Origin of the sequence: Glycomyces sp. TRM65418, assembly GCF_019710475.1 — a bacterium.
In the GTDB taxonomy this organism is placed as follows: domain Bacteria; phylum Actinomycetota; class Actinomycetes; order Mycobacteriales; family Micromonosporaceae; genus Glycomyces.
The window spans coordinates 68,335-94,872 of record NZ_JAJFAX010000010.1 but is presented as its reverse complement, the minus strand read 5'-3'; the positions used below and the strand labels follow the sequence as shown (position 1 = coordinate 94,872).

Here is a 26,538-nt window from a genome sequence, read left to right as displayed (position 1 = left end):
GCCCTCTCTCAGGCGTTCCGCAGGAAGTCGTCCAGGACGTGCAGTCCGAATCGCAGGCCCTCGACGGGGACCCGCTCGTCGACGCCGTGCGCGAGCCGGCCGTAGCCGAGCTCGGGCGTCTGGCCCAGCGGCGAGAAGCCGTAGCCGGCGATCCCGAGCCGCGCGAACTGCTTCGCGTCGGTGCCGCCGGACATGCAGAACGGCACCGGGTGGCCCTCGGGGTCGAATTTCAGGACCGCCGCACGCATCGCCGCGAACGTGGGGGAGTCGACGGGCGCGCTCAGCGGCGCGGTCCGGTGCTGGTACTCCCACCGCACGTCGGGACCGCACAGGGCGTCCATCGTGGCGGCGAACTCCTCCTCACCGCCCGGCAGCACCCGACCGTCCACTTCGGCCACGGCGTGCTCGGGGATGACGTTGACCTTGTACCCGGCCCGGAGCACCGTGGGGTTGGCGCTGTTGCGCAGTGTCGACTCCACCAGCTGCGCCGCCGGGCCGAGCTTCGCGAGGGTCCCGTCCACGTCCTCGAAGTCCGCCTCGGCCCCGTAGAGGGCCGCCAGCTCGGTGAGCGCGGCCCGCACGGTCGGGGTCAGCCGCACCGGCCACTCGTGCGCGCCGATGCGGGCGATCGCGCCCGCGAGCTTGCCGACGGCGTTGTCCGGGTTGGCCTTCGAGCCGTGTCCGGCCGTGCCCTGCGCCGAGAGCCGCAGCCACGCCGTGCCGCGCTCGCCCGCCGCGATCGGATAGATCCGGAGGTCGTGGCCGCCGTGGAAGGTGAACCCGCCGGCCTCGGAGACGCCTTCGGTGCAGCCCTCGAACAGGTCCGCGTGGGCCTCGGCGAGGTACCCCGCGCCGTACTCGGCGCTGGCCTCCTCGTCGGCGGTGAACGCGACCACGATCGGCCGCCGCGGCCGGAACCCCGAGCGCGCCCAGTTCCGCACCGTCGCGAGGACCATGGCGTCCATGCTCTTCATGTCGAGCGCTCCGCGGCCCCAAAGCATCCCGTCGCGGATCTCGCCGGAGAACGGGTGGACGCTCCAGTCGGCGGCCTCGGCGGGCACCACGTCGAGGTGGCCGTGCACCAGCAGGGCCGGGGCGTCCGGGTCGGCCCCCTCGATCCGAGCGACCACATTGGATCGGTTCGGGGCCTTCTCCAGGATCCGCGCCTCGACGCCGACCTCGGCGAGCCGCTCGGCCGCGTACTCGGCGGCCCCCCGCTCGTTCCCGTCGCCGCCGCCGCGATTGGTGGTGTCGATGCGGATCAGCTCCGACGTGAACCGCACGACCTCGTCGAGCGCCTGGGCGTCAACCATACTGCTCCTCGGTCGAGGCGGACGCGATCGTCGTGACCGCTTTGAAGCACCGGATCGCCTCGTACATGGTCGGCAGCTCGAACGCCACCCGCCGCTCGCCCGAGGGCTCCACGCCGGGGATCACCGTGACCGCGCCGGCCAGGTGATCGGCGTCAAACTCGACCTCGATGCGGTGCGGCCCCGCCTGCACGGGCTCGCGGCGGCCCGCGAGCGCCACGGCCTCCGACGCGCCCTTGCGGATCGCCCGGATCGCCCACTTCGGCGTGCGGCACGCCGCCGCATACCGCGACAGGCAGTCCTTGACCGCGACGCCGACCGCCTTGGGCGCGTAGTCCTCCGCCTCGTGGACGGTCTTGTCGTCGCCGGTCACCATGATCACCGGGACGCCGAACTCGGCCGCGACGGCCGCGTTCAGGCGGCCCTCGCTGGCGCGCACGCCGTCGAGCCAGACACCGGTGATCGTGTTCGCCAGATAGGTGTGCGCGAGCACGCCCTCCATCCCGGCCCCGGCGTGGTACCCCAGGAACACCACGGCGTCCGCGTCCTGCACGCCCTCCATCATGGACAGCGGCTTGTGGCGGCCGGTGATGACCGTCGCGGGCCACTCGAACCGCTCGGGCATCAGGTTCCGCATCGTCCAGTGCGCGTCGTTCACGACGATGTCCCGCGCGCCGGCGCGGTGCAGGCCCTCGACGGCGGCGTTCACCTCGTCCGTGAACAAGGGCCGCATCCGCTCCCAGCCCGGTCCCCCGGGGAGCACGTCGTCCGGACAGGTCACTCCGGTGGCGCCTTCCATGTCGGCGCTGATCAGGATCCTCATACCGCCATCCTCGCACGGTCGAGGTGACAGGCGACCACGTGCGGCTTCGACTCCGGCCCAAGGATCTCCGGATCCTCGCCTTCGCACTGGTGGAGGACGGGCGCGGCCGCTCCGGAGGCGACCTCCTGACAGCGCGGCCGGAACCGGCACCCGCCCGGGATGTCCGACGCGTCCGGCAGCTCCCCGGCGAGCACGACCGGCTCCGGTACGGGAGAATCCGGCAGCACCGACACCAGCGCCCGCGTGTACGGGTGCCGCGGCGCGGTGAGCACCTGCTCGACCGGGCCCTGCTCCACGATCCGGCCCAGGTACATGATCGCGATCCGGTCGGCGATGCTCCACGCCAGTCCCAGGTCGTGCGTGATCACCAGGGCCCCCAGGCCCTGCTCCTCCTTGAGGCGCAGCAGGAGCGAGAGGATCTCGCCGCGCACCGACGCGTCCAGCGACGCCACCGGCTCGTCCGCGACGAGCAGGCTCGGCTGCAGCACCAGCGCTCCGGCGATGACCACGCGCTGCCGCTGCCCGCCCGAGAGCTCGTGCGGGTACGCGAGGAAGAACTGCTCCGGCGGGCGCAGCCCCGCCCGCGAGAGCGCCTCCGCGACCCGCCCCGGCTCGTCGTCGGTGATCCCGTGGATGCGCAGCCCCTCGGCGACCGCGTCGTAGACCGTGTGCCGCGGGTTCAGCGCTCCCGACGGGTCCTGCAGCACCAGCTGCACCCGCCGCCGGTACGCCTTGAGCGCCCGCGTCGAGTACCGCAGCGGCGCCCCGCCGAACGCGATCGCCCCGCCCGTGGCCCGCTCCAGACCGAGCAGCGCCCGCGCCAAGGTGGTCTTGCCGCAGCCGGACTCGCCCGCCAGCGCCACGATCTCGCCCGGCGCCACGTCCAGGTCCACGCCGTCGACGGCCCGCGCGACCCGCCCGCCCGGCAGCCCGAACTCGACCCGCAGGTCCCGGGCCGACAGCACGCTATCGTTGAGCGACAACAGGTTCCCCTTCCTGTGCGACGAAGCAGGCACTGGTCCGCACCGGGTCCGCCGCGGAGCCGCCGGTCGGCACCGGCAGCAGCTCCGGCGACTCGTCGACGCAGCGCTCCACCGCGACCGCGCACCGCGGCGCGAACGCGCAGCCCCGCGGCAGCCGCGACGGATCCGGCGGATCCCCGGCCAGGCCCCCGGGGCGCTTGCGCGCGGCCAGGTCGCCGATCGCCGGGAACGCCGCCCCGAGCGCGGCCGAATACGGGTGCCGCGCGTTCGCGAACACCTCGCGGGCCGGACCCTGCTCCACGATCCGCCCCGCGTACATCACCGCGGCCCGGTCGCACACCGCCGACAGCACCGACAGGTCGTGGCTGATCATCACCAGACCCACCCCCTTCTCGGCCACCAGTCCCGAGATCAGCTGCAGCACTTGGGCCTGCACCATCACGTCGAGCGCGGTCGTCGCCTCGTCGGCGATGATGAGCCCCGGGTCGCACGCCAGCGCCATCGCGATCATCACCCGCTGCCGCTGGCCCCCCGACAGCTCGTGCGGATAGCTCCGCGCCCGCGACGGCGGCAGCCCCACCCGCTCCAGCAGCTCCTCGGCGCGCCTCGCCGCCTTCGCCGGCGTCGTCCGCTCGTGCACGAGGAGGGGTTCGGCCACCTGCCGCCCGATGCGCTGCACCGCGTTGAGCGAGTGCATCGCCCCCTGGAACACGATCGACGCGCCGGTCCAGCGCACGGCGCGCAGCCGCCCCCAGCCCATCGCGAGCAGGTCCTCCCCGTCGAGCAGGATCCGCCCGGACACCTCCGCGCTCTTCGGCAGCAGCCGCAGCACCGCCATCGCCAGGGTCGACTTCCCGCAGCCGGACTCCCCGGCGATGCCGAGCGTCTCCCCGGCGTCCACGGTGAGGTCCACGCCCCGCACGGCCGGGAGCCGCCCGCGCGAACCGGTGTAGGTCACGTGCAGGTCCCGGAACTCCAAGAGCGTCACCGCTCACCTCGCAGCCTCGGATTGAACACGGCCTCCAGGGCCCGGCCGCACATCATGAACGCCAGCACCACGATCAGGATCGCCAGGCCCGGCGGCAGCAGGTACCACCACGCGTGCGCCGAGACCGCGCCGTTGTCGGAGGCGCGGTTGAGGATCGAGCCCCACGACACCACGCTCGGGTCGCCCAGCCCCAGCCACGCCAGGGACGACTCCATGAGGATCGCCGAGGGCACCAGCAACGTCGCGCTGGCGAGCACCAGCGGCAGCACGTTGGGCAGAATGTGCTTGGTCATCTGGTGCCAGTGCCCCGCGCCGAGCGCGCGGGCGCGCTCCAGGTACGGCCGGGCCTGCACCGTCAGCGTCTGCGCGCGCACCAGGCGCGTCGTGCCCGACCACGAGACCAGCGCGATCACCGTGATCGTGGTGGCCATGCTCCGGCCGAGCACCGCCAGCAGCGCGATCGCCACGACCAGGCTCGGCAGCACCATGAACCAGTCGGAGATCCGCAGCGCGATCCACCCGTACCAGCCGCCGATGTGGCCGCTCGTCACGCCGATCGCGGTGCCGATGAGGATCGCCACCACCGTCGCCGTCAAGCCGATCAGCAGCGACAGCCGCGAGCCCCACAGCGTGAGCGCCAGGATCGACCGGCCCGTCTCATCGGTGCCGAGCGGGTACGCCGCGCTGGGCGGCTCCATGCGCCCGCCCGTGGCCTGCGTGACGCTCAGCTGGGACTCGTCGATGAGGATCGGCGCGCCGATCGCGAGGACCACGATGGCGCCCAGGAGGACCAGGCCGACCATGCCGGTGCGCTGGCTGCGGTACGCGGTCCAGGACCGCGCGAAGGACCGGCGCCGGCGCGCCCGGGCCAATTTGCGTCTCGCTCGCTTCGACGAGAGGTGGAGCGCCCGTGGCGAGGCCGTTGTCGACGTCATGACCTTCGAATTCTCGGATCGATGAACCAGTACAGGATTTCGGCGCACAGCACCGCGAGGATGGTGGAGCTGGAGAACAGCACGAACAGGGCCTGGAGCACCGGCCGGTCCGGGTAGAAGATCGACTGCACGAACAGGCTGCCCAGGCCCGGCCAGCTGAAGACCGCCTCGGTGACGATCGAGCCGTTCACGACCGAGCCGAGGGCGAGGAACACCAGCGTCACGGTCGGCAGCAGCGCGTTCGGGACGGCGTGCCTGCGGCGCACCTCGTCGTCGCGCAGGCCCTTGGCGCGGGCCGTCGTCAGGTAGTCGCTCCCGATCTCGTCCAGGATGGACGACCGCATGATCATGAGGTACCCGGCGTAGACCACGGCCGTGTAGGTGAGCACCGGCAGCACCAGGTGGTGGCCGATGTCGACCGCCTGGGACCAGAAGTCCGGCGGGGTGCTCGGCGAGCGCATCCCGTTGACGGGGAAGATCCCGAGGAATCGGGCGAAGACCAGGATCACGATCATCCCGAGCCAGAACGTGGGCGCCGAGTACAGCAGCAGCCCGGTCGCGACCTGCCCCTTGTCGAACCGGCTCCCCTGCTTCCAGCCCGAGCGCGTTCCGATCCAGAACCCGAGCGCCACCGCGAGCACCATGCCGGTGCCCGACAGCAGGAGCGTGGCCGGGAGCCGCTCCACGATGAGGTCGAAGATCGGCCTGCGGTACTGGAACGACTCGCCGAGGTCCAAGGTGAGGGTCCCGGCGATGTAGTCCCAGAACTGCTGCCACATCGGACGGTCGAGGCCGAGCTCGGCGCGCATGGCCTCGCGCTGCTCGGGCGAGACCGGCCGCTCCTTCGTGAGCTGGTCGATCGGGTCCCCGGCGATGAGCCGGAAGATGAAGAACGACGAGAACAGCACCAGCAGGAGCGACACGGCCGCCCCGCCGGCGTGCTTGAACAGATACCAGCCGAACCCGCTGGAGACGCGGCCGTGCCGACTCCCTCGGCGAGGTCCTCCGGGACGTCCCGCGGGCGGGTCCTCGGCCGAGGACCCGCCCGCGGTCGTCGAACCGTCGATCATTCGCGTTCGTCCGCCGTCTGCTTGCGCCGCATCGCGAACACGATCGCGCCCGCCGCCGCGACGACGACCGCCGCCGCCACCGCGACCCACACCCAGACCGGCGCGCCGCCGTCCTCCTCGGTGTTCGAGGGCCGCGCCGTGTAGTACGACCACGTGAAGCCCTGCTGGCCGGTGATCATGCCGCCCTCGGCCGGCTGCGTGCGCATGTCGGTCACCGTGTCGTGGTTGTAGGCCTCCAGCACGTTCTGGTAGTACAGCCAGATCACCGGCGCGTCCTCATAGAGCAGCTGCTGCTGCCGCTTCACGAGTTCGGCGCGCGCCGCCGGGTCGGACTCGACCTTCTGCTGCTCGTGGAGCGCGTCGTACTCGGGGTTGCAGTAGGAGTTCTCGCTGGAGCGCTCGCTGCCGTCGGTGAGGGTCGGCAGGACCGCGCAGGTGTGCATGCCCAGCTGCTCGGTCGGGTTCGGGCCCACGCCCCAGCCGGAGAAGGCGATGTCGAACTCGCCCAGGTAGGCCAGGTCGTTCAGGGTGCCCTGCTCGATCGCCTCGGCCTCGATGTCCAGGCCCAGCTCGGCCCACCACTCGGTCACGAACTCCACGACGGTGGCGTACGCGGTGTTGTCGGCGTGGTGGTAGAACCGGAAGCGCAGCGGCTCCCCGCCCCCGGGCATGGTCCGGATGCCGTCGTCGCCGCGCGCGTAGCCGGCGTCGTCGAGCATCCGATTGGCCGCGTCGATGTCGAACTCGACGAGCTCGCCGCCGCCGTCCCAGTGCCACTGCTCGAAGATCGAGGGGATCAGCGAGGTCGCCGGGGTCCCGCTGCCGTCGAGGACGGTGTCCACGAGGGCCTGCTTGTCGATCGCGGTGTGCATCGCCGTGCGCACCACCGGGTCCTTGAGCGCCGGGTGCCCGTCGCCGAACTCCGTGCCGTCCTGCGTGACGGTGCCGTGGTTGAGCGTGAGCGACACGTACCGGCGGCCCTGCGCGTCGTTGGTCGTGACGTGCCCCTGGGACTCGAGCGCCCCGATCTGCGCCGGGTTGAGGCCGCCCTGCATGCCCGAGCCCACGATGTCGACCTCGCCCGCCTCGAGGGCGGCCACGGCCGCGTCGGTCTCCACGTAGTAGTCGTAGACCACCTCGTCGAAGCCGGGCGCGCCGTCCCAGTAGTCCTCATTGGCCTCGAGCCGGATGAACTCGTCGGTCTCGTACTCGGTGACCTGGAACGGGCCCGAGCCGACCAGCGGCAGCCGGTTCGCGTCGTCCGCCGACGGGTCGGGGTAGGTGGACCAGACGTGCTCGGGGACGATGTACACCTCCCGGTAGAGCACCTCGGCCGGGGCCGGTTCGGCCAGCGTGAGCACGAACGTCGTGTCGTCGGGGGCCTCGGCGCTCACCAGGTTCGCCGCGAAGTCGATGTTCCAGTCGTGGATCGCCTGGTTCTCGATGAGCAGGTTGTAGGTGTAGGCCGCGTCCTGGGCGGTCAGCGGTTCGCCGTCCGACCAGGTGCTGCCCTCCCGGATGGTGAACGTCCAGGTCAGGCCGTCCTCGGACTCCGTCCACTCGGTCGCCAGACCCGGGACGGGCTCGTAACCGTCCGCCCCGATCCGCACGAGCGTCTCATACGTCATCATGCTGGTCTCGTAGGTGATCGTGAACCGCCGCTTGAACGGGTTGAAGGTGTCGACCTCCTGGTTCGTGGCGATCATCAGCGTGTCGACGTCGTTCTCCTGGGCCGCCGCGCCTGGTGCTGCGACCGCCAGCGCTCCCGCCGACAGCGTCAGCGCGGCTGCGGCGGAGAGGCACCGCCGCGTCAGGGCATGGGGATTCATGGGGCGCAAGTCCTCGCATTCGGTTCCGGGCGCCGGGCGCGCTGCGGTGACGAGCGCACCGCGGGTCCTCGATGTACCGATCAGGATGACGGAACACTTCTTGTGTTGTCAACGATGTGAAGAAAGTTTTCATTGCTGCAACATGTCCGGAGCCTGAACCGGCGCACCCTGGCGCCGGGCGCCCTCTAGAGCCGCCAGGCGCCGTTCGTGTTCAGCATGATCGAGTACACCGAGTTCGTCGCCGTGATGAACAGCCGGTTCCGCTTCGGGCCGCCGAAGGCCAGGTTCGACACGGCGGGCTGCGGGATCGGCAGGGTCGCCAGGTGCGCGCCGTCGGGGTGGAAGCAGTGGACCCCGTCCGCGGCGGCCCAGACGCGGCCGAGGGCGTCGACGCGGAGGCCGTCGAACCTTCCTCCGGGGGACTCGGCGAAGACCTCGCCTCCCGTGAGCTTCCCGCCGTCCACATCGAAGCGGCGGATGTGGCCGCGATGCGTGTCGGCGATGTAGAGGACGCGCTCGTCAGGCGAGAACGCGAGTCCGTTCGGACGCTGGAAGTCGTCGGCGACCCGATCGACGGCGTCCGAGGAGTCGATGCGGTACACGTGGCAGCCGTCGATCTCCGGTTCCGCCCGGTGTCCCTCGTAGTCGCTGGTGATCCCGTACGGCGGGTCGGTGAACCAGACGGAGCCGTCGCGGGCGACCACGACGTCGTTGGGGCTGTTGAACCGTTTGCCCTGCCAGCGGTCGGCGAGGACCGTGATCGAGCCGTCCAGTTCGGTGCGGGCGACCCGCCTCGCCCCCTGCTCGCACGAGACGAGGCGCCCCTGCCGGTCGAGCGTGTGCCCGTTGGCGTATCCGGCGGGGGAGCGGAAGACGCTCACCGATCCGTCGGTCTCGTCCCAGCGCATGATCCGGTCGTTCGGAATGTCGCTGAACAGCAGGTACTTCCCGGAGGGCACGTACACGGGACCCTCGGTCCAGCGGCCTCCCGAGAAGAGGCATTCGAGGTAGTCGTCCCCGGCGACGGTGAACCGCTCGTCCAGTCTTCGGAAACCCACCGGAGCATTGTGCATAGAAACCCCTCGATATAGCCTGTCCGTGTGACCGTGAACAGGACGTTCCGGTCGAATCGCCCGGCGTCGAGCCGGGCCAACATTATCCGACACAGCGACCGGCCGGGCCGCCCCGGCCGTCGCGGATGGGAACGCGAATGGGACCGGCACTCCCCAGTAGGCGAAGGCGCCTGCGCGCCGCGATCGCCGCCGCGGCGGCGGCGGTCGTCGGTGCGGGCGCGACGGCGTTCACCGTGATGACGGCCTCGGCCGCCATCACCGGATGCGACGTGGACTACCAGATCACCGCGCAGTGGCCCGGCGGCTTCAACGCCGAAGTGGCGATCACCAACCTCGGCGACACGCCCCTGGATCCGTGGAAGCTCGAATGGGACTTCACCGACGGCCGGCGGCTCGGCAACGCGTGGAACACCGAGGCGACGCAGTCGGGCACGCGCGTCAGCGCGACCGGCGTCGACCACAACCGGCGGCTCTCGACCGACGCTACGGTGACCTTCGGCTTCACCGGCACCGCTTCGGGAACCGCCGACTCGGCGCCGAAGGCGTTCTGGCTCAACGGCGAGCGTTGCACCGGCGACACGGGACCGGCGCCGTCCGACCCGCCCGCGAACGTCACCGCGTCGCCGACCGAGACGCCCACCGGCGGGCCGGACCAGAACGAGTGGAACCCGCCCGCGCACCTCGTGCAGCCGCTGAACGAGGTCTGGGACCACGTCGAGGACACCTACCCGCCGAACTTCCGCAACTACGGCTGGGACCAGGTCATGGCCACCGGCGGCACGGTCAACTACTGCGTCCGATGGGATTCGCGCAACAGTGTGAGCGCCCAGACCCGCGACGCGATCGAGGCGAAGCTCCAGCAGCAGTACGACCTCTGGTTCGGCCAGATGGCCGGCTGGAACGACTGGCCGTTCCAGGAGATCGACGTGAACGTGGTCGGCTGGGCCGCCTACGACCGCAGCCTCCTGCAGTGGAACGACGACTCGGTCGACGTCTACATCGGGGACATCCGCGAGGACGCGCCGCAGTGCAGCGAGGACTGCGGACGGTTCTTCCACCAGGACGGGAACTACCCCCACTGCCCGGGCGGCTACGACCACCACTACGACCAGAGCCTGTGGCTCACCCAGGGCATGGGCGGCGGGGCCGGCGGCGACTGGGGCCAGCGCATGGGCCAGGAGTACTTCGTGAACTCGCTGAACTCCGCTCAGGTCACGATCTACCTCCACGAGGTCGGCCACACCTTCGGCCTGGACGACTTCTACGACTGGACGCCGACGGGCCAGTGCTGCTTCATCATGAAGGCGGGCTCCTCGTCCACTATCACCGAATTCGACCACTGGATGCTCCGGGACTGGTGGCGCCACATCAAGAGCCGCTACGGCCACTGATCCCGCGAACGGCGGCGGGCCCGACAGGGCCCGCCGCCGTTCCCGTGCCCCGGCTCGTCGGGACGCCGCTCACCGCTGGTCGGCAAGAACCGATGGCGTTTAGCATTGTCGAACGTGGCAACGTTAAGATGGACCTCGCTCTCGGCGACGCTCGCGAGCCGTGCATGGGCACAGTTCTCGGCGACGCTCGCGAGCCGTGCACCGGCACGGTTCTCGGCGGAGCCCGTCGGCCGCGAACACGGCCGGCGAGCCGTGAACGACATTCGCCGAGTGCGGCGCGGCGGTCAGGTCCGCCGGGTGGGACCCGATGGAACGGAGGCGCTCGGATGGCCAAGAACATCCAGTCGCTGGAGCGCGCCGCGGCGATGCTGCGGCTGCTCGCGGGCGGCGAGCGGCGCCTCGGCCTGTCCGACATCGCCTCGGCGCTCGGCCTCGCGAAGGCCACCGCCCACGGCATCCTGCGCACCCTCCAGCACGAGGGCTTCGTCGAGCAGGACCCCGGCTCGGGCCGCTACCAGCTCGGCGCCGAACTCCTGCGCCTGGGCACCACCTACCTCGACGTCCACGAACTGCGCGCCCGCGCGCTGGTGTGGACGGACGACCTCGCCCGCTCCTCCGGCGAGGCCGTCTACCTGGGGGTGCTCCACCAGCATGGCGTCCTCATCGTCCACCACGTCTTCCGTCCCGACGACAGCCGCCAGGTGCTGGAGGTCGGCGCGATGCAGCCGCTGCACTCCACGGCCCTCGGCAAGGTCCTCGCCGCCACCGACCCGGTGGCCCACGCCGAACTCGTCGACGCCAAGCGCGAGCCGTTCACGTCCCGCACGATCAGCGATCTCGACGACGTCGAGCGGATCCTGGAGCTGACGCGCGCCCAGGGCTACGCCGTCGACAACGAGGAGACCCTCGACGGGGTGGCCTCGGTGGCGGCCCCGATCTACGACCGCCGCCGCATGGCGGTCGGGTCGGTCGGCATTACCGGTGCGGTCGAGCGGGTCTGCCGGGACGGCGAGCTGCGGGCCGAGCTCATCGCGGCCGTCCGCGACACCGCGCGCTCGGTCTCCCGCGATCTCGGGGCCAAACCCTTCTAACGGTTCGTCCTTTTCATCACTTCCCTGCGGATCTCCTGTGGTCCTGGTATGCCTGTCTTGCAGCTGTTTCGCATGTTCCATCAGGACCTATGTGACGGTCATCACATATGTATTGACGCGCCGGTAACTAAGGAGAACACTTTTCGTACATCGGTCGGCATTGTCGAACACTCGACGATTTGAGCGTTCGGGAGGCCCGCCGAGTCGAACAAGCCCTTCCCACGAGGCTGGAGCCCAGGCCCCGGCCTCGGACGCAGACAAAGGAGTCGGTGTGTCCAACGCAGACATCATCATCGGCGAGGTCGTCGGGACCGCGATGCTGATCCTCCTCGGCGCCGGCGTGGTCGCCGCCGTCACCCTCAAGAAATCCAAGGCGCAGGGCGCCGGCTGGCTGGCCATCACCTTCGGGTGGGGCTTCGCCGTCCTCACCGGCGCGTACATCGCCGCCGGCGTCTCCGGCGCCCACCTCAACCCCGCCGTCACCCTCGGCCTCGCCATCGAGGGCGCCACCCCGTGGTCCCAGGTCCCCCTCTACTTCGCCTCCGAACTGGTCGGCGCGATGCTCGGCGCCACCCTCGCCTGGCTCGCCTACTACGGCCAGTTCCAGACCCACATGGCCGACCTCGCGGCCCAGCCCGACGCCGTCGAAGGCGCCAAGGACGCCAAGGCCGGCCCCGTGCTGGGCGTCTTCTCCACCGGCCCCGAGATCCGCAACACCGCTCAGAACCTCACCACCGAGATCATCGGCACCTTCGTCCTCGTCATCGCGATCCTCACCCAGGGGCTCAACGACGAAGGCAACGGCCTGGGCACCCTCGGCGTCCTCATCACCGCCCTCGTCGTCGTGGCGATCGGTCTCTCGCTCGGCGGCCCCACCGGCTACGCCATCAACCCGGCCCGCGACCTCGGGCCGCGCATCGTCCACGCCCTCCTGCCCCTCAAGGGCAAAGGCCGCTCCGACTGGGGCTACGCGTGGATCCCCGTGATCGGCCCGCTCGTCGGCGCCGCCCTCGCCGCCGGCCTCTACAACGTTGCCTTCGCATAGCCATGGGCACACAATCGACGTATCCGCCTTCCCGGCAGTCCACCACGACAACGACGTTCTGGAGCGCACCATGACCGACTCGCACGCAGGCCCCTTCATCGCCGCCATCGACCAGGGCACCACCTCCTCCCGGTGCATCATCTTCGACCGCGACGGCCGCATCGTCTCCGTCGACCAGAAAGAGCACGCCCAGATCTTCCCCAAGCCCGGCTGGGTGGAGCACGACGCCGCCGAGATCTGGAAGAACGTCCAGGACGTCGTCGCCGGGGCGATGGTCAAGGCCGGCGCCTCCCGCGAGGACATCCTCGCCATCGGCATCACCAACCAGCGCGAGACCACCATGCTGTGGGACAAGCACACCGGCAAGCCCGTCCACAACGCCATCGTCTGGCAGGACACCCGCACCGACGTCAAGGTCCGGGAACTCGGCGGCGACATCGGCCAGGACCGCTTCCGCCGCCAGACCGGCCTCCCGCTCGCCGCGTACTTCGCCGGGCCCAAGATCGCCTGGCTCCTCGACAACGTCCCCGGCCTGCGAGAACGCGCCGAGGCGGGCGACCTCCTGTTCGGAACCATGGACTCCTGGGTCATCTGGAACCTCACCGGCGGCGTCAACGGCGGCGTGCACGTCACCGACGTCACCAACGCCTCGCGCACCCTCCTGATGAACCTCGACGACCTCCAGTGGAACCCCGAGATCGCCGCCGAGATGGGCGTGCCCATGCAGGTGCTCCCCGAGATCCGCTCCTCCTCCGAGGTCTACGGCACCGTCACCGGCGGCCCCATGGGCGGCCTCCTCGCGGGCGTGCCCGTGGCCTCCGCGCTCGGCGACCAGCAGGCCGCCCTCTTCGGGCAGACCTGCTTCAGCATCGGCGAGGCCAAGTCCACTTACGGCACCGGCACGTTCATGCTCATGAACACCGGTGAGAAGCTCATCCACTCCGAGTCCGGCCTGATCACCACCGTCGGCTACCGCATCGGCGAGCAGGACCCGGTCTACGCCCTCGAAGGCTCGATCGCCGTCACCGGCTCGCTCGTCCAGTGGATGCGCGACCAGATGGGACTCATCAAGACCGCCGCCGAGATCGAGACGCTCGCGATGACCGTGGAGGACAACGGCGGCGCCTACTTCGTACCGGCCTTCTCCGGGCTCTTCGCGCCCTACTGGCGCTCCGACGCCCGCGGCGTCATCGCCGGCCTCACCCGGTACGTCACCAAGGCCCACATCGCCCGCGCCGTCCTCGAGGCCACCGCCTGGCAGACCCGCGAGATCAGCGACGCCATGATCAAGGACTCCGGCGACGACCTCCTCACCCTCAAGGTCGACGGCGGCATGACCTCCAACAACCTCCTCATGCAGTTCCTCGCCGACGTGCTCGACGCGCCCGTCGTGCGACCCATGGTCGCCGAGACCACGTGCCTCGGCGCCGCCTACGCCGCCGGCCTCGCCGTCGGCTTCTGGGACAGCGTCGAGGACCTGCGCGCCAACTGGCGCAGGGCCGCCGAATGGACGCCCGACATGGACCCCGAGGTCCGCGACCGGGAATACCAGAACTGGCTCAAGGCCGTGCAGCGGACCATGGGCTGGATCGAAGAGTAGGAGCACCGCGATGACCACCTTGCAGCACCCGTCCGCAACCGGGACGGACCCGACCGGCGCCTTCTGCTTCACCGAGCGGGTGAGCCGAGCCGAACAGCGCGAGCAGCTGACGAACGCCACGTTCGACCTGCTCGTGATCGGCGGCGGCATCCTGGGCCTCTCCACGGCCTGGCATGCCGCGCAGTCGGGGCTGCGGGCGGCCCTCGTGGACGCCGGCGACTTCGCCGGCTCGACCTCCTCGGCCTCGTCCAAGCTCCTCCACGGCGGACTGCGCTACCTCCAGACCGGCGCGGTCAAACTCGTCGCGGAGAACCACTTCGAACGCCGCGCCCTCACCCGCCAGGTCGCGCCCCACCTGTCGCGCCCGCTCACCTTCTACCTCCCCGTCTACAAGGGAGGGCCGCACGGGGCCGCGAAGCTCGGCGCGGGCGTCTTCGCCTACTCCGCGCTCTCGGCCTTCGGCGACGGCGTCGGCCACCTGCTCAGCCCCGCCAAGGCCCGCGAGGCCGTGCCGGAGCTGCGGACCAAGGACCTCAAAGCGGTCGCCGTCTACGGCGACAGCCAGATGAACGACGCCCGCATGGCGCTCATGACCACCCGCGCCGCGGCCGACGCCGGCGCGGCCGTGCTCAACTACGCCGAGGTCACCGGCCTGCGCTTCACCGGCGGCCGCGTCAGCGGCGCCGACCTGCGCGACAAGATCGACGGCACCGAGTTCGGCGTGGACGCCCACGTCGTCCTCAACGCGACCGGCCCGTGGGTCGACCACCTGCGGCGCATGGAGAACGCCGGCGCGGACCCGTCCATCCGGCTCTCCAAGGGCGCGCACCTGGTGCTCAAGCGCACCGCCGACTGGAAGGCCGCCCTGGCGACGCCGGTCGACAAGTACCGCATCACGTTCGCGCTGCCGTGGGAGGACATGCTCCTGCTGGGCACCACCGACGAGGTCTACGAAGGCGACCCGGGCCGCGTCACGCCGACCAAGGCCGACTTCGAGCAGATCCTCGACGAGGCGAGCCTGTCGGTGCGCTCCGAGCAGCTCAAGCCCGAACTGATCACGTACGCGTTCGCGGGCCTGCGGGTGCTGCCGGGCGGTCCGGAGAGCACGGCGAAGGCCAAGCGCGAGACGGTGGTGACCGAGGGCCGCGGCGGGATGCTGTCGGTGGCCGGCGGCAAGTGGACCACGTTCCGCCACATCGGACGGACCGTGATGAAGAAGCTCTCGGAGCTGCCGGGCCACTCGCTCGGGTCCGAGATGGAGCCGATGCGGAACCTGCCGCACCGGCTGCCGCTGCCGGGCATCGCGAACCCGCACGCCGTGGAGCACCGGCTGCTCTCGGACGGCGGCGCGCCGCTGCCGAACCTCGGCGAGGACACCGCGAAGCACCTGGCGACGCACTACGGCTCGATCGCGTTCGACATCACCCGCCTCGCGGGGGAGCACCCGGAGCTGGCCGAGCGGGTCCACCCGGACGCGCCGGAGATCTGGGCGCAGGTGGTCTACGCGCGCGACCGCGAGTGGGCCGAGACCGTCGACGACGTGCTGCGCCGCCGTACCACCCTGATGATCCGGGGCCTCGACACCCCCGAGGTCCGGGCGAAGGTCCAGGCGATGCTCGACCGCAGGTGAGTCGTCGCCGGACATGAGTCTTCACTGGAATGAATGAGGGAGCGACGGGGGCGGGGTCTGAGGGGTCCCCGCCCCCGTCTTTTCGCGCGCCCCGCTCGTGAGGACGGTCCGACCGGGAGTGTCATGCCCGCGCGTCATCACCGAGGCCGGGTCACGGGCGTCCGATGCGCAGTCCGCCGCCGGAACAGTCCGGCGATCCGGTGGGAGCCTCGCCGGATCACTGCCGGCCGGCGTCGGGGTGGATCGCCACGAACAGCGAATACGGCTCCGCTCCCGGGCCGGGCTGCCACTGCTCCAGTTCGTCGAACAGGTCCTTGAACCGCCGACTGAGCTCACGGTACTGCTCGGCGTTCAACCGCAGCCCGAGCCTGCCGGTGTTCACCTGCGCCGGATCGGGGACCTGCGCGACCTCGGTGCGGAAGACCTCCAGCATCGCGACGGAGAGGTCCGAGCGGAACTCGTCCCCGAGCTGCAGCGCCCAGGACTTCCGCGTCGCCAGGTAGGGAATCTCGCGCGCCCCGCGCGCTCCGACTCGTTCCCCCTGCGGCGCGAGGAAACCCGTGTCCACGAGTTTGCGCACGTGGTGCAGTACCGTGGCCGGGTTCGCGCCGAGCCGCTGCGCGATCTCCTTGTTCGTCAACGGGCTGTCGAGGCACAGGCGCAGAATCCGCAGGCGCACCGCCGAGGCCACGGCCTTCGCCTCGGCCTCGGTCGCCACCGGCCGATCGTCCTTGAATCCCTCTGCGCTGCGCTCTACTGCCACGTGATCATCCTAGCGGCAAATGCGATTGACACTTCCCAATCGATTGGGAATACTCAATCGCATGATCTCCCTCGGTGAACCGAACCCCGACCCGCCCGAGCGGAGGGACCGCCTCGGGCTCCTGCGCGACCACGACTTCCGCGGCCTCTTCCTCTCCACCACGGTCTCCCAGTTCGGCTTCCAGATCACCACTCTCGCGCTCCCGCTCGCGGCCGTCCTCGCCCTCGGCGCGAGCGAATTCCAGGTCGGCCTCCTGTCGGCCATGACCATGCTCGCGTTCCTGCTCATCGGCCTGCCCGCGGGCGCGTGGATCGACCGGATGCGCCGCCGGCGCGTCCTCATCGTCAGCGACGTCGTGCGTGCGGCCGTCCTGTTCACCGTTCCCGTCGCCTGGTGGGCCGACGCCCTCACCATCGGGCACCTGTACGCCGTCGCCTTGACCGTCGGCGTCTGCACCGTCTTCTTCGACGTCTCCTACCAGAGCTACCTGCCGCACCTGGTCGGCCGCGCGAAGCTGGTGGAGGGCAACGCGAAGCTCGAGACCGTGCGCTCCACCGCGCACCTCGGCGGCCCCGTGCTCGCCGGTCAGCTCATCGAATGGCTCACGGCGCCGGTGGCGATCGCCTTCGACGCGGTCGCCATGGGCGCCTCGGCCCTCTTCCTCGTCCGCATCCGCCGCCGTGAAGCGAAGCCGCGAGTCGCCCACGACGCCCGGATCGCCACCGAGATCAAGGAGGGGCTGGCCTTCGTCTTCGGCAACCGCCTCCTGGCGTCCATCGTGGCTTGCACCAGCTGGTGGAACCTCTGGATGGGGGCGTTCATGGCGATGATCGTCGTCTTCCTGCCCCGCGACCTGGGCATGACGCCCGGGCAGATCGGCCTGTTCTTCGGCGTGTTCGGCGTCGGCGGCCTCGCCGGCGCGTTCCTGTCCGGCCCGGCCACCGCCCGGCTGGGGGAGGGCCGGGCCATCTGGATCTCCACGTTCGTGACGTCCCCGTGCCTGCTGCTCCTCCCCGCCGCCGAACCGGGGTGGCGACTGTGGCTGGGCGCCTTGGGCATGGGGATCGTGGGCGTCGGCTCGGTCGTCTACAACGTGAACCAGGTGAGCTTCCGCCAGCGCCTGACCCCCGACCGGCTGCTCGGCCGCATGAACGCCACGGTCCGATTCCTGGCCTGGGGCCTCAGCGCGGTCGGGGCCCTCCTCGGCGGCGTGCTCGGGGAGTTCCTGGGGGCGAGGACGACGCTGTGGATCGCCGCGGCGGGGGTCTGCCTGTCGTTCCTGCCGGTCTTCCTCTCGCCGCTGCGGAACATGCGCGACCTGCCCGGGCCCGCCGAGCCCGAACCGGTCGCGGTCGCGGGCTGACGCCGTCGCGCTCAGCCGTTTTCAGCGAACGACGCCAAGGCTGCGGCGAGGTCGTCGTACGTCGGCGCCCGAGGAGCGGTCCCCGCTCACGCTACGTTTTTCGATCGTTCGGGACAACGGGGGCGACCTCCGGGTCGCGCCGCAGTCGCGCCCGCTCAGTTCCGGGCGTCGAACCCGGGGGAGTAGACGTAGCGTCCGCGCAGGTCCTCGCGCCAGGTGGCGAGGCGGCGGACCTGGAAGGCGGGCGCCCAGTCCGGCTCCTGCGGCTCGATGCCGTAGCGCGACGCCGGTTCGAACCCGAATCGGCGGTAATAGTCGGGGTCGCCGAGGAGGATGATCATCGGCTCGTCCCTCGCGTCCGCCGCCGCGATCGCGGCGTGCATGAGCGCCGAGCCGATGCCCTTGCCGTGCAGCGCCGGATCGACCCCGATCGGGCCGAGTCCGAGGATCCGCTCGTCGCCCAGCCGGCCGTAGGAGCACACCGCGTGCCCCACGGGCTCGCCGTCGATCTCGGCCACCAGCGACAACTGGGGCACCCAGTCCTCGCCGTCCCGCAGCGCGTCCACGATGGCGGCCTCGGTGCCCGAGGCGTGAGGGGCCGTCGCGAAGGCGGCGTCGTGGAGGGCATGGATGAGGGGCGCGTCGCCCTCGACCTCTCGTCGAATCACAGTCACCGGCCGAGTGTCCCGGCCGGTGAGACCCCGCGCAAACGATTATCGGCGCTCGGCGCGGCGGGCGACCTGGAGCTGGAGGACGCCCGTGACGATCACGAACGCGGCGGTGGCGTAGTGCACGCCGATCGCCGCGGCGGCGCTGCCGCCGTGGAGGAGGACCAGGGTGCCGTCGCCCACCGGGATGAGCGCTTCGCACAGCAGCACCCAGCCGAGCGCCCGTCGCTGGCCGAGGGCGAGCAGTGTCAGCGGGACGATCCCCGAGACGACGTCGCGGACGCCCTTGACGGTCAGGAAGTCGGCCGCGGCTCCTTGGGGCCACGCCGTGAAGCCGAAGGTCGAAGCGGAGGTCTCGGGGGCGATGAGAAAGGACGCGCCGATGTACATGATGCCGAGGGCGATGACGACGGTGCAGACGTTGGCGATGATGCGACGTGCCACGAAGGCTCCTTATTGAAGCTAGAAAATCTAACGTTGCTAGGTACGGCAACGAAGCTAGCATAGTGACGCTCGGAAGTCTAGCGGTGCTAGGATCAGCTCATGGCTACACAGCAGCGGCGGGAACGCGAACGCGCCCGACGGGCCTCGCTCATCGTCAGTGCGGCCCGGGAGATGGCCGAGGCCGAGGGCTGGGACTCGGTGACGATCCGCAAGCTGGCGGACCGCATCGAGTACAGCCAGCCGGTCCTCTACGGGCACTTCGCCGGGCGGGGCGCGATCGTGGACGCGGTCGCCCTGGAGGGCTTCGAGGAGCTGGCCGAGTCGATGGAGCGGGCCAGGACGAGCGCGGAGGACGGCGGGGAGCTGGAGGCCATGGCGCAGGCCTATCTCGACTTCGCAGCGGCCAAGCCGGCGGTGTTCGAGGCGATGTTCACCTTGGCCGAAGGGCTGCAGTTCGGCGACGAGGCGCTCGAACCGCTGAAAGCCGGGTTCGCGTCCCTGTACGCGGTCTTCGCCCCGCTGGCGGGAGAGGGCCAGGATCCGGAGACGCTCACCGAGACCGGCTGGGCCGCGATCCACGGACTGGCCACCCTGAACCGGGACGGCCGTCTGCGCCCGGGCCTGCAGTCCCAGCGGCTCCAGATCCTCTTGCAGCGGTTCCGCGGCGGCAGCGGTGCATGACGACCGCTCGGTGCAGCGCTTCGAGGAGCACCGCGAGCACCTGCACGCCGTCGCGTTCCGGATGCTCGGCAGCACCGGCGAGGCCGACGACGCCGTCCAGGAGGCGTGGATGCGCTTCGCCCGCGCCGACACCGCCGAGGTCGAGAACCTCCGCGGCTGGCTCACCACGGTCGTCGCGCGCATCTGCCTCAACCTGCTGCGCTCGCGCCGCACCCGCCGCGAGGACGCGCTCGACGCCGACCCGCCGGTCCCCGCGTCGAGCCCGGACGACCCGGAATCCGCCGCCGTCAGCGCCGACTCGGTCGGCCTCGCCCTGCAAGTGGTCCTCGATTCGCTCGGACCCGCCGAGCGCCTCGCGTTCGTGCTCCACGACCTGTTCGGCGTCCCCTTCGACCGCATCGCCCCGATCCTCGACCGCACCCCCGAGGCCGCGCGCCAGCTCGCGAGCCGTGCCCGCCGCCGCGTCCGCTCGGGCAGGCCCGCGCCGGACGTGCGGCGTCAGCGGCACGTGGTCGACGCCTTCCTCGCCGCGGCGCGCGAAGGCCGCTTCGAGGACCTGCTCGCCGTGCTCGACCCCGACATCGTCGTGGTCGCCGACGAGGAGGCGGTGGCGACCGGGTTCTCCGGCCGCGAGGTCATCGGCGCGAAGGCCGTGGCGGCGCTGTTCAACGGCCGGGCGCGGCAGGCGGTCGCGGTCATGGTGGACGGCACGGCCGGCGCCATGTGGGCCCCGGGCGGCAGCCCCCGCTCGGTCCTGGCCTTCACCGTCGTCGACGGCAGGATCGCCGCCATCGACATCACGAACGACACGGACGCGGTCGCCGCCCTGGAACTGGCGGCCCTCGAAGACTGACCGCGGCCGCGCCCGGATCCACGGCCGATCCGGGCGCGGCGCCCGGCGCCGGATCGCTCAACGGCCGTCGCGCTCCGCCGCTCGGGCCAGCCGCTCGCCGAACCCCTTGAGCCCCTCCAGGAACCGCTCCGGCGCCTCGACGGTGAAATCCGCGTCCAGGAACGCGAGCGCCGGCAGCGGCCACTCCCACGAGTCCAGCCACAGGCGGACCCGGGTGCGCCGCTCCGTCAACGGCACCACCTCGGCATCGTCGTGCCGGAACGCGTCGGCGACGGCGCCCGCCGGAGCGTCGACCGTGATCACCACCGGTTCGCGGGTCCGGTTGATGCCGCTCGCGAGGTAGCCGATGGCGGTGTCGGCGGGTGCGGGCCTCGGCTCGAAGCGCGCGGTCGAGACGCGCAGGCCGCTGATGCGGTCGACCCGGTAGACCCGCCAGTCGCCCCGGTCGAGGTCCCAGCCGAGCAGGTACCAGCGCTCCAGGTGATGGGCCTGCCGGTGGGGTTCGACCCGCCTCGTCGCGACCGCGCCGTCCTTGCGCTCGTACTCGAAGGCGACGACCTGCCGGCTCCCGATGGCGTCCGCGAGCAGGCCCAGGTGCTCGGCGCTGGTGCTCGGCGCCGCCGTGGCGCCGGTCTCCAGGCTGGTGCGCAGCCGCGCGATGCGCGGCCGCAGGCGCTTGGGCAGGAACTGCTCGAGCTTCCCGTAGGCGCGCGTGGCCGCCTCGTCGAGGCTCCCTTCGTCGGCGCTGCCCTTGGTCGCCAGGGAAGCCAGGCCGAGCAGCATCGCGACGGCCTCGTCGTCCTCGAGCATGAGCGGCGGCATCGTCCTGCCCGCCGTGAGCCGGTAGTGGCCTCCGGGGCCCGGCCGCGTCTCGACGGGGTAGCCGTGACCGCGCAGGCGGTCGATGTCGCGCCGCAGCGTGCGGGGGCTGACGCCGAGGCGCGTCGCCAGCTCCTCACCGCTGAACGAGCGCCCGGTCTGGAGCGTGGCCAGCAGCGACAGCATGCGCCCGGTGACATCCGACATGGCTCCAGTCTGCCGCGAATCGCGGTCGGGAACCGGCCGCATCTGCGCATAGCGTCAGAGCCATGAACGCCGATGCCATGAACGCCGGAACGATGCACGAACGAATGATCCGAATCCGCGGCGCCCGGTCGCACAACCTGCGGTCGGTGGACCTCGACGTCCCGCGCGGCAGCCTGACCGTGTTCGCGGGCGTGTCCGGGTCCGGCAAGTCGTCGCTGGTCTTCGACACGATCGCCGCCGAGGCCGGCCACCAGCTCAACGAGACCTACCCGCCCTTCGTCCGCAACCGGCTTCCGAAATGGACGCGGCCCGAGGCCGACGAGCTGTCGGGGCTGTCGCCCGTGGTCGTGATCGACCAGCGCCGCATCGGCGGCAACGCCCGCTCCACCGTCGGCACCATCACCGACACGTGGACCTACCTGCGGCTGCTGTACTCCCGCGTCGGCACGCCGCACCTCGGCGAGTCGAACCGGTTCTCCTTCAACGACCCCGCGGGCATGTGCCCCACCTGCTCGGGACTCGGCGAAACGGTCGAGCCCGACGTCGACCGCTTCCTCGACCTCGACCGGTCGCTGCGCGAGGGGGCGATCCTGCTGCCGGGCTTCGGCGACGGCGGGTACTGGTACGGCAAATACGCCGACATCGGCGCGTTCTCGGTCGACACCCCGCTCAAGGACTGGACGGCGAGCGAGCGCCGGGCGCTGCTCTACGGCGGCGATGAGGCCGCCCGGCTCGGCACGAAGCCGCCCGCCGACTACGAGGGCCTCGTCGAGCGGTTCGAGCGGATCTACCTGCGCACCTCGGACGACCTCTCCGACCGCAAGCAGGAGGCCATCGCCCGGTTCACGCGTTCGGGCCCCTGCCCGGAGTGCGAGGGCGACCGCCTCAACGCCGAGGCCCGCGCCGTCCGCCTCCAGGGCCGCACCATCGGCGAGATGGCGCGCCTGGAGATCACCGAACTCGCCGAGCACATAGCGGCCGTGCGCGAGCCCGAGGTGGCGCCCGTCGTGGAGGCCCTCGTGGAACGGCTGCGGGCGATGACCGAGATCGGCCTGGGCTACCTGCACCTCGGCCGTGCGACCACCACCCTCTCGGGCGGTGAGTCGCAGCGGGTGAAGACCGTCAAGCACCTCGGCAGCAGCCTCGTCGAGATGCTGTACGTGTTCGACGAGCCCACGGTCGGGCTCCACCCGCACGACGTCGACGCCATGACCGACCTCCTCAAGCGCCTGCGCGACAAGGGGAACACCGTCCTCGTGGTCGAGCACGACCCCGCCGTGATGGCGGTCGCCGACCAGATCGTCGAAATCGGGCCCGGAGCGGGCGCCGAGGGCGGACGCGCGGTGTTCCAGGGGCCGTTCGACCGCTTGCGGCAAGCGGACACGCCGACCGCGCGCGCCCTGACCGAGCGGGCGCCGACCAACACCGCCCCGCGGAAGGGCGCGGGCACGGTCACCGTGAAGGACGCCTCCCGCAACAACCTGCAGCAGGTCACGGTCGACCTCCCGACCGGCGTGCTCACCGTGTTCACCGGCGTGGCCGGTTCGGGCAAGTCGAGCCTGGCCGCCGAACTGGTGGACCAGCACGGCGCGATCGTGGTCGACCAGCGGCCGATCGGCAGGAGCCGCCGCTCGACGCCGATCACCTACACCGGGATCGCCGCGCCGGTCCGCAAGCTCTTCGCGAAGGCGAGCGGCCTGCCCGCCAAGTACTTCAGCGCCAACTCCGAAGGCGGCTGCCCCGACTGCGGCGGTCTCGGCGTGCGCTACACCGACCTGGCGTTCATGGACGGCCAGGAGACCGTGTGCCCCACCTGCGAAGGGCGCCGGTTCACCGAGGCGGCGCTGCGGCACCGGGTCGAGGGCCTCACCATCGCCGACGTGGACGACCTGACCATCGCCGAGGCGATCCACCGGCTGCCGGACCCCGCCATCCGGAAGGCGCTGCACGGCCTCGACCGCGTCGGCCTCGGCTACCTGCGTCTCGGCCAGCCGCTCAGCACGCTGTCGGGCGGGGAGTGCCAGCGGGTCAAGATCGCGAAGGAGCTGCGGGAGGCGACCGAGCCGTCGCTGTACGTCTTCGACGAACCGACCACCGGCCTGCACCTGCGCGACATCGACACGCTGGTGGCGGTGCTCGACCAGCTGGTCGAGCACGGGCACACCGTGGTCGTCATCGAGCACAACCTCGACGTGATCCGCCGCGCCGACTGGGTGGTCGACCTCGGCCCCGGCGCCGGCAGGCACGGCGGTCGCGTGCTCTACGAAGGGCCCGTCACGGGGATCGAGGGCACCGCCACCGCACGGGCGCTCCAGGCCGGCTGAACTCGAGCCGTGCGCCGACCGCCCCGAGGCGATCGGCGCACGGCTCCCCCCGTTCAGGACTCGATCAGGACCTTCACGTCCCACGGGCCCAGCCGCAGGGCCTCGCCCGGCTCGTACCGGGTGTCGTCCAGGAGGTCGCGGGCCGCCGCGGGCAGCGCGAACTCCGTCGCCTCCCAGGACCAGTTGTGCACGAAGCGGGCGGTCTCGCCCTCGCCCGTCACACCGCTCGTCACCGTGAGGCTCGGGTGGGCCGGCCGCCACGCGTCCGCCGGGGCGATCCACTCGAAGAGCGCCTTCCCGAAGGCCGCGTTGGGAATCGTCCCCACATAGGTGACCCGGCCCTCGCCGTGCTCCTTCGTGGACGCCGCCGCGAACCGGCCGTAATGCGGGTGCGCGTACTCGGCCAGGGCCTGCGCGCCTTCCACGTACAGGCCGTCGGCCCACTTCACGGCCGCCGCATCGGCGTCCAGCGCCAGCGGCGAACCGTCCGCAGACCGCACCGCGACCTCGCCGGTGAGGTTCGCGAACTCCTCGTACCAGACTCCGGCGGCCTCGTGGAGCCGCGCGGGCTTGACCTCCAGGCGCGCCCGGGCCTCTTCGTCGCCGTACCCGGTGCGCGGCCCCACGACCAGGTGCCCGCCCGCGGCCGCGTAGGCGGCGAGCCGGTCGAGCAGGTCGTCGTCCTCCGCATACAGGCCCGCGGCCACCAGCACCGGGTACTCGGCCGCCGCGGCGACCGGATCGCCCATCTGTCCGGTGTGGAGGATGCGTGTCTGGAGTCCGGCGTCGAACGCGCCCCGGTAGAACGGGCCGAGGATCGACTCGAACGAGCGCGGGTCGGCTCCGCCGTCGTCCTTCGCGATCTGCGGCTGCGCCGCCAGCGCCCATTCGCTCCGCTTCGAGTACAGGATCGCCGCGTCGGCCCCCGGCACCAGACCGTCGAGGGCCGCGCCGGCTCGGCGCAGCTCCGCGCCGATCCGCGCCAGCTCGCGGTAGACCCGGCCCGGCCGGAGGCTGTGGGGGAGGACCCCGCCCCAGTACGTCTCGGCGCCGAAGTGGAGGGTGTGCCACTGCCAGTACTCGATCATCGACGCGCCGCGCGAGATCAGCGCCCATGCGGCCTGCCGCCACTGCCCTTCGTAGGCCGGCTCGTTGCGCCACGGCTCGCCGATGGCCTGCGCGTTCGTCTCGGTGACCAGGAACGGCGCCTGCTTGGAGGAGTACATGCGGTCGGCCGAGTGGTAGAGCGCCCAGGTCCCCTCGGTGTTCCACGTGATCGCGTCGCCCTCGTCCGCGGGCGGCAGCGCGAGGCCGTCCTGCATCCGGTAGTACGGGTTCCCGGCGGTCACGTCGAGCCGCTCGGTGAGCGAGGGGTCGTCGATCCCCTGGCGGGAGTAGGAGATGCACGTGGTCACGAACTGGTCCTCGCGTGCGTACTCGCGGGCGATGCCGGCCTGCCAGGCGATGAACTCGGTGGTCAGCTCGGCCTGGAAGCGGCGCCACGCGAGCGCGTACTGCGGCTGCGCGTTCCCGTCGGGCCGCCACAGGTCGGCCCAGGTCGAGAGCCGGTGGGACCAGTAGACCAGGCCCCATTCGCGGTTGAGGGTCTCGACGTCGCCGTACCGGTGCCGGAGGCGGTCCGCGAACTGCTGGAAGACGCCTTCGTTGTGGAAGGCGTGCAGGCCGGGCTCGTTGTCGACCTGGAAGCCGATGACCGCCGGGTGCTCGGCGTAGCGGGCCAGGATCGTGCGGATGATCCGCTCGGCGTGGAACTTGAAGGCCGGGTGCGTGAAGTCGACCTCCTGGCGTGCGCCCCAGCCGAAGCGCTGCCCGGTGCGGTGCTCGCCGGCGATCTCGGGGTAGAGGCGGGCGAGCCATGGCGGTACGGCGTAGGTGGGGGTGCCGAGGACGACGGCGATGCCGCGTTCGTGCGCGCCGTCGAGCACCGGCCGGAGCCATTCCAGGTCGAAGCGGCCGTTCTCCGGTTCCCAGGTGCTCCAGACGGACTCGCCGACGCGGATCACCGAGAAGCCCGCCTCGGCCATGAGGTCGAGGTCGGTCTTCAGCCGCGCGCGGGCCGCCTCGGTGTCGAAGCCGTCGGCGGCGCCGGGCTGGTACTCGAAGTAGTACGCGGCCCCGAACAGGATCGGGTTCGGCCGGTGGTTCATCCGCTGCTCCTTATGACTACGTAGTCAGACGTACCGTACGCAAGCGCGGCATCGCCTGTCAACCCCCAGGCCGCGGCCGGGAAGCAGCGGTGACAGGCACTGGGCACCGGGGCCGCCGGGCGGGTGAGACCGGATTCGACTCGCGCGGCAAGGGCCGGATTCGTCGAACGCGCGGGAACGGCCGAGGCCGCTGGCGCCCGCCCGATACGCGATCTCCTCGACGGCGTCCGCAGGCGCATCGCCGACCCGTGCCCGCGCCCCGCCGCTTCTCCGGTGTCGCCCGGCGTGGTGGCGGCCGTCGGTGCTCGGCTCGTCCCGTCGCCGGGGCTCGGGTCGCCGCAGCGACCGCGAGGCGCGGAGGCCGGTCGCGCGAACCCGGCGCTCGGCTCAGCCGAGCCGCGACGCTCCCGCCGCACCCGCGCCGCATCCGGGCGCGAGCGGCCGGGCCCGTCCGGCGTCCGGCCCGTCACTCCAGGTCCC

At 71.5% G+C, this 26,538-nt stretch carries 22 protein-coding genes; 9 read left to right on the top strand and 13 right to left on the bottom strand.

Annotated features, from left to right (window positions below):
• Positions 1-8 precede the first annotated feature (8 nt).
• The 8 genes from K3N28_RS19710 to K3N28_RS19675 all read right to left on the bottom strand — a co-directional run bounded on the left by K3N28_RS19710 (position 9) and on the right by K3N28_RS19675 (position 9,011).
• Positions 9-1,313, bottom strand: a complete 1,305-nt coding sequence (locus tag K3N28_RS19710; protein WP_228094469.1) for a M20/M25/M40 family metallo-hydrolase — start codon at positions 1,311-1,313, stop codon at positions 9-11.
• Positions 1,306-2,133: a M55 family metallopeptidase gene (locus tag K3N28_RS19705; protein ID WP_228094468.1), complete on the bottom strand. Its 828-nt coding sequence runs from the start codon at positions 2,131-2,133 to the stop codon at positions 1,306-1,308. The genes K3N28_RS19710 and K3N28_RS19705 overlap by 8 nt, the downstream gene beginning before the upstream one ends.
• A complete protein-coding gene (locus K3N28_RS19700) occupies positions 2,130-3,116 on the bottom strand; it encodes an ABC transporter ATP-binding protein (RefSeq protein WP_228094467.1) in 987 nt (328 codons plus the stop codon). Before K3N28_RS19700 ends, K3N28_RS19705 begins: the two co-directional genes overlap by 4 nt.
• Complete coding sequence (locus K3N28_RS19695; RefSeq protein ID WP_228094466.1) at positions 3,100-4,104, bottom strand: ABC transporter ATP-binding protein; 1,005 nt, start codon at positions 4,102-4,104, stop codon at positions 3,100-3,102. Before K3N28_RS19695 ends, K3N28_RS19700 begins: the two co-directional genes overlap by 17 nt.
• Complete coding sequence (locus K3N28_RS19690; protein WP_228094465.1) at positions 4,101-5,039, bottom strand: ABC transporter permease; 939 nt, start codon at positions 5,037-5,039, stop codon at positions 4,101-4,103. The genes K3N28_RS19695 and K3N28_RS19690 overlap by 4 nt, the downstream gene beginning before the upstream one ends.
• Positions 5,036-6,109, bottom strand: coding sequence for an ABC transporter permease (locus K3N28_RS19685; protein WP_228094464.1), 1,074 nt, complete (start codon positions 6,107-6,109; stop codon positions 5,036-5,038). The genes K3N28_RS19690 and K3N28_RS19685 overlap by 4 nt, the downstream gene beginning before the upstream one ends.
• Positions 6,106-7,938, bottom strand: a complete 1,833-nt coding sequence (locus tag K3N28_RS19680; protein WP_228094463.1) for an ABC transporter substrate-binding protein — start codon at positions 7,936-7,938, stop codon at positions 6,106-6,108. Before K3N28_RS19680 ends, K3N28_RS19685 begins: the two co-directional genes overlap by 4 nt.
• Before the next feature lie 185 nt (positions 7,939-8,123).
• Positions 8,124-9,011: an SMP-30/gluconolactonase/LRE family protein gene (locus tag K3N28_RS19675; protein WP_374209837.1), complete on the bottom strand. Its 888-nt coding sequence runs from the start codon at positions 9,009-9,011 to the stop codon at positions 8,124-8,126.
• Positions 9,012-9,148: 137 nt separating this feature from the next.
• Here K3N28_RS19675 and K3N28_RS19670 point away from each other — a divergent pair, with 137 nt between their 5' ends.
• The 5 genes from K3N28_RS19670 to K3N28_RS19650 all read left to right on the top strand — a co-directional run bounded on the left by K3N28_RS19670 (position 9,149) and on the right by K3N28_RS19650 (position 15,768).
• The gene (locus K3N28_RS19670) at positions 9,149-10,402 is read left to right on the top strand and encodes a cellulose-binding domain-containing protein (RefSeq protein WP_228094461.1); all 1,254 of its coding nucleotides are present in this window, start codon (positions 9,149-9,151) and stop codon (positions 10,400-10,402) included.
• 326 nt (positions 10,403-10,728) lie between these two features.
• Positions 10,729-11,493, top strand: coding sequence for an IclR family transcriptional regulator (locus K3N28_RS19665; protein WP_228094460.1), 765 nt, complete (start codon positions 10,729-10,731; stop codon positions 11,491-11,493).
• Between the two features lie 271 nt (positions 11,494-11,764).
• Positions 11,765-12,538, top strand: a complete 774-nt coding sequence (locus tag K3N28_RS19660; protein ID WP_228094459.1) for an MIP/aquaporin family protein — start codon at positions 11,765-11,767, stop codon at positions 12,536-12,538.
• A 70-nt stretch (positions 12,539-12,608) separates the two neighbouring features.
• On the top strand, positions 12,609-14,138 hold the full coding sequence (glpK, locus tag K3N28_RS19655; protein ID WP_228094458.1) for a glycerol kinase GlpK: 1,530 nt from the start codon (positions 12,609-12,611) through the stop codon (positions 14,136-14,138).
• 10 nt (positions 14,139-14,148) lie between these two features.
• Entirely contained in the window at positions 14,149-15,768 is a 1,620-nt protein-coding gene (locus K3N28_RS19650; protein ID WP_228094457.1) for a glycerol-3-phosphate dehydrogenase/oxidase, read from the top strand.
• A 217-nt stretch (positions 15,769-15,985) separates the two neighbouring features.
• Here the strand turns inward: K3N28_RS19650 and K3N28_RS19645 are convergent, their stop codons facing one another.
• Entirely contained in the window at positions 15,986-16,531 is a 546-nt protein-coding gene (locus K3N28_RS19645; protein WP_228094456.1) for a transcriptional regulator, read from the bottom strand.
• 61 nt (positions 16,532-16,592) lie between these two features.
• On the opposite strand from K3N28_RS19645, the gene K3N28_RS19640 reads away from it, so the two are divergent.
• Positions 16,593-17,894, top strand: coding sequence for an MFS transporter (locus K3N28_RS19640; RefSeq protein WP_228094455.1), 1,302 nt, complete (start codon positions 16,593-16,595; stop codon positions 17,892-17,894).
• Between the two features lie 155 nt (positions 17,895-18,049).
• Here K3N28_RS19640 and K3N28_RS19635 read toward each other — a convergent pair whose 3' ends face one another.
• Complete coding sequence (locus K3N28_RS19635; RefSeq protein WP_228094454.1) at positions 18,050-18,568, bottom strand: GNAT family N-acetyltransferase; 519 nt, start codon at positions 18,566-18,568, stop codon at positions 18,050-18,052.
• Positions 18,569-18,607: 39 nt separating this feature from the next.
• Positions 18,608-19,006 (bottom strand): DUF4267 domain-containing protein, encoded by a 399-nt coding sequence (locus K3N28_RS19630; RefSeq protein WP_228094453.1) that lies wholly within the window; start codon positions 19,004-19,006, stop codon positions 18,608-18,610.
• A gap of 99 nt (positions 19,007-19,105) precedes the next feature.
• On the opposite strand from K3N28_RS19630, the gene K3N28_RS19625 reads away from it, so the two are divergent.
• Positions 19,106-19,687, top strand: a complete 582-nt coding sequence (locus K3N28_RS19625) for a TetR/AcrR family transcriptional regulator (RefSeq protein WP_228094452.1) — start codon at positions 19,106-19,108, stop codon at positions 19,685-19,687.
• Positions 19,680-20,540 (top strand): sigma-70 family RNA polymerase sigma factor, encoded by an 861-nt coding sequence (locus K3N28_RS19620; protein ID WP_228094451.1) that lies wholly within the window; start codon positions 19,680-19,682, stop codon positions 20,538-20,540. The genes K3N28_RS19625 and K3N28_RS19620 overlap by 8 nt, the downstream gene beginning before the upstream one ends.
• 57 nt (positions 20,541-20,597) lie before the next feature.
• On the opposite strand, the gene K3N28_RS19615 is transcribed toward K3N28_RS19620, so the two are convergent.
• Positions 20,598-21,566 carry a YafY family protein gene (locus K3N28_RS19615; RefSeq protein WP_228094450.1) on the bottom strand — a complete coding sequence of 323 codons (969 nt, stop codon included), beginning with the start codon at positions 21,564-21,566 and terminating at the stop codon, positions 20,598-20,600.
• Positions 21,567-21,658: 92 nt separating this feature from the next.
• Here K3N28_RS19615 and K3N28_RS19610 point away from each other — a divergent pair, with 92 nt between their 5' ends.
• Positions 21,659-23,890: an ATP-binding cassette domain-containing protein gene (locus K3N28_RS19610; RefSeq protein ID WP_374209839.1), complete on the top strand. Its 2,232-nt coding sequence runs from the start codon at positions 21,659-21,661 to the stop codon at positions 23,888-23,890.
• A 53-nt stretch (positions 23,891-23,943) separates the two neighbouring features.
• Here the strand turns inward: K3N28_RS19610 and K3N28_RS19605 are convergent, their stop codons facing one another.
• Complete coding sequence (locus tag K3N28_RS19605) at positions 23,944-26,058, bottom strand: beta-galactosidase (protein WP_228094448.1); 2,115 nt, start codon at positions 26,056-26,058, stop codon at positions 23,944-23,946.
• Between the last annotated feature and the right edge of the window lie 480 nt (positions 26,059-26,538).

Bases quoted from the DNA above. Each gene is read 5' to 3' on its own strand.
- K3N28_RS19710 (WP_228094469.1), bottom strand. From the start codon at position 1,313: ATGGTTGACGCCCAGGCGCTCGACGAGGTCGTGCGGTTCACGTCGGAG.
- K3N28_RS19705 (WP_228094468.1), bottom strand. From the start codon at position 2,133: ATGAGGATCCTGATCAGCGCCGACATGGAAGGCGCCACCGGAGTGACC.
- K3N28_RS19690 (WP_228094465.1), bottom strand. From the start codon at position 5,039: ATGACGTCGACAACGGCCTCGCCACGGGCGCTCCACCTCTCGTCGAAG.
- K3N28_RS19685 (WP_228094464.1), bottom strand. From the start codon at position 6,109: ATGATCGACGGTTCGACGACCGCGGGCGGGTCCTCGGCCGAGGACCCG.
- K3N28_RS19680 (WP_228094463.1), bottom strand. From the start codon at position 7,938: ATGAATCCCCATGCCCTGACGCGGCGGTGCCTCTCCGCCGCAGCCGCG.
- K3N28_RS19675 (WP_374209837.1), bottom strand. From the start codon at position 9,011: ATGCACAATGCTCCGGTGGGTTTCCGAAGACTGGACGAGCGGTTCACC.
- K3N28_RS19670 (WP_228094461.1), top strand. From the start codon at position 9,149: ATGGGACCGGCACTCCCCAGTAGGCGAAGGCGCCTGCGCGCCGCGATC.
- K3N28_RS19665 (WP_228094460.1), top strand. From the start codon at position 10,729: ATGGCCAAGAACATCCAGTCGCTGGAGCGCGCCGCGGCGATGCTGCGG.
- glpK (WP_228094458.1), top strand. From the start codon at position 12,609: ATGACCGACTCGCACGCAGGCCCCTTCATCGCCGCCATCGACCAGGGC.
- K3N28_RS19650 (WP_228094457.1), top strand. From the start codon at position 14,149: ATGACCACCTTGCAGCACCCGTCCGCAACCGGGACGGACCCGACCGGC.
- K3N28_RS19640 (WP_228094455.1), top strand. From the start codon at position 16,593: ATGATCTCCCTCGGTGAACCGAACCCCGACCCGCCCGAGCGGAGGGAC.
- K3N28_RS19625 (WP_228094452.1), top strand. From the start codon at position 19,106: ATGGCTACACAGCAGCGGCGGGAACGCGAACGCGCCCGACGGGCCTCG.
- K3N28_RS19615 (WP_228094450.1), bottom strand. From the start codon at position 21,566: ATGTCGGATGTCACCGGGCGCATGCTGTCGCTGCTGGCCACGCTCCAG.
- K3N28_RS19610 (WP_374209839.1), top strand. From the start codon at position 21,659: ATGCACGAACGAATGATCCGAATCCGCGGCGCCCGGTCGCACAACCTG.
- K3N28_RS19605 (WP_228094448.1), bottom strand. From the start codon at position 26,058: ATGAACCACCGGCCGAACCCGATCCTGTTCGGGGCCGCGTACTACTTC.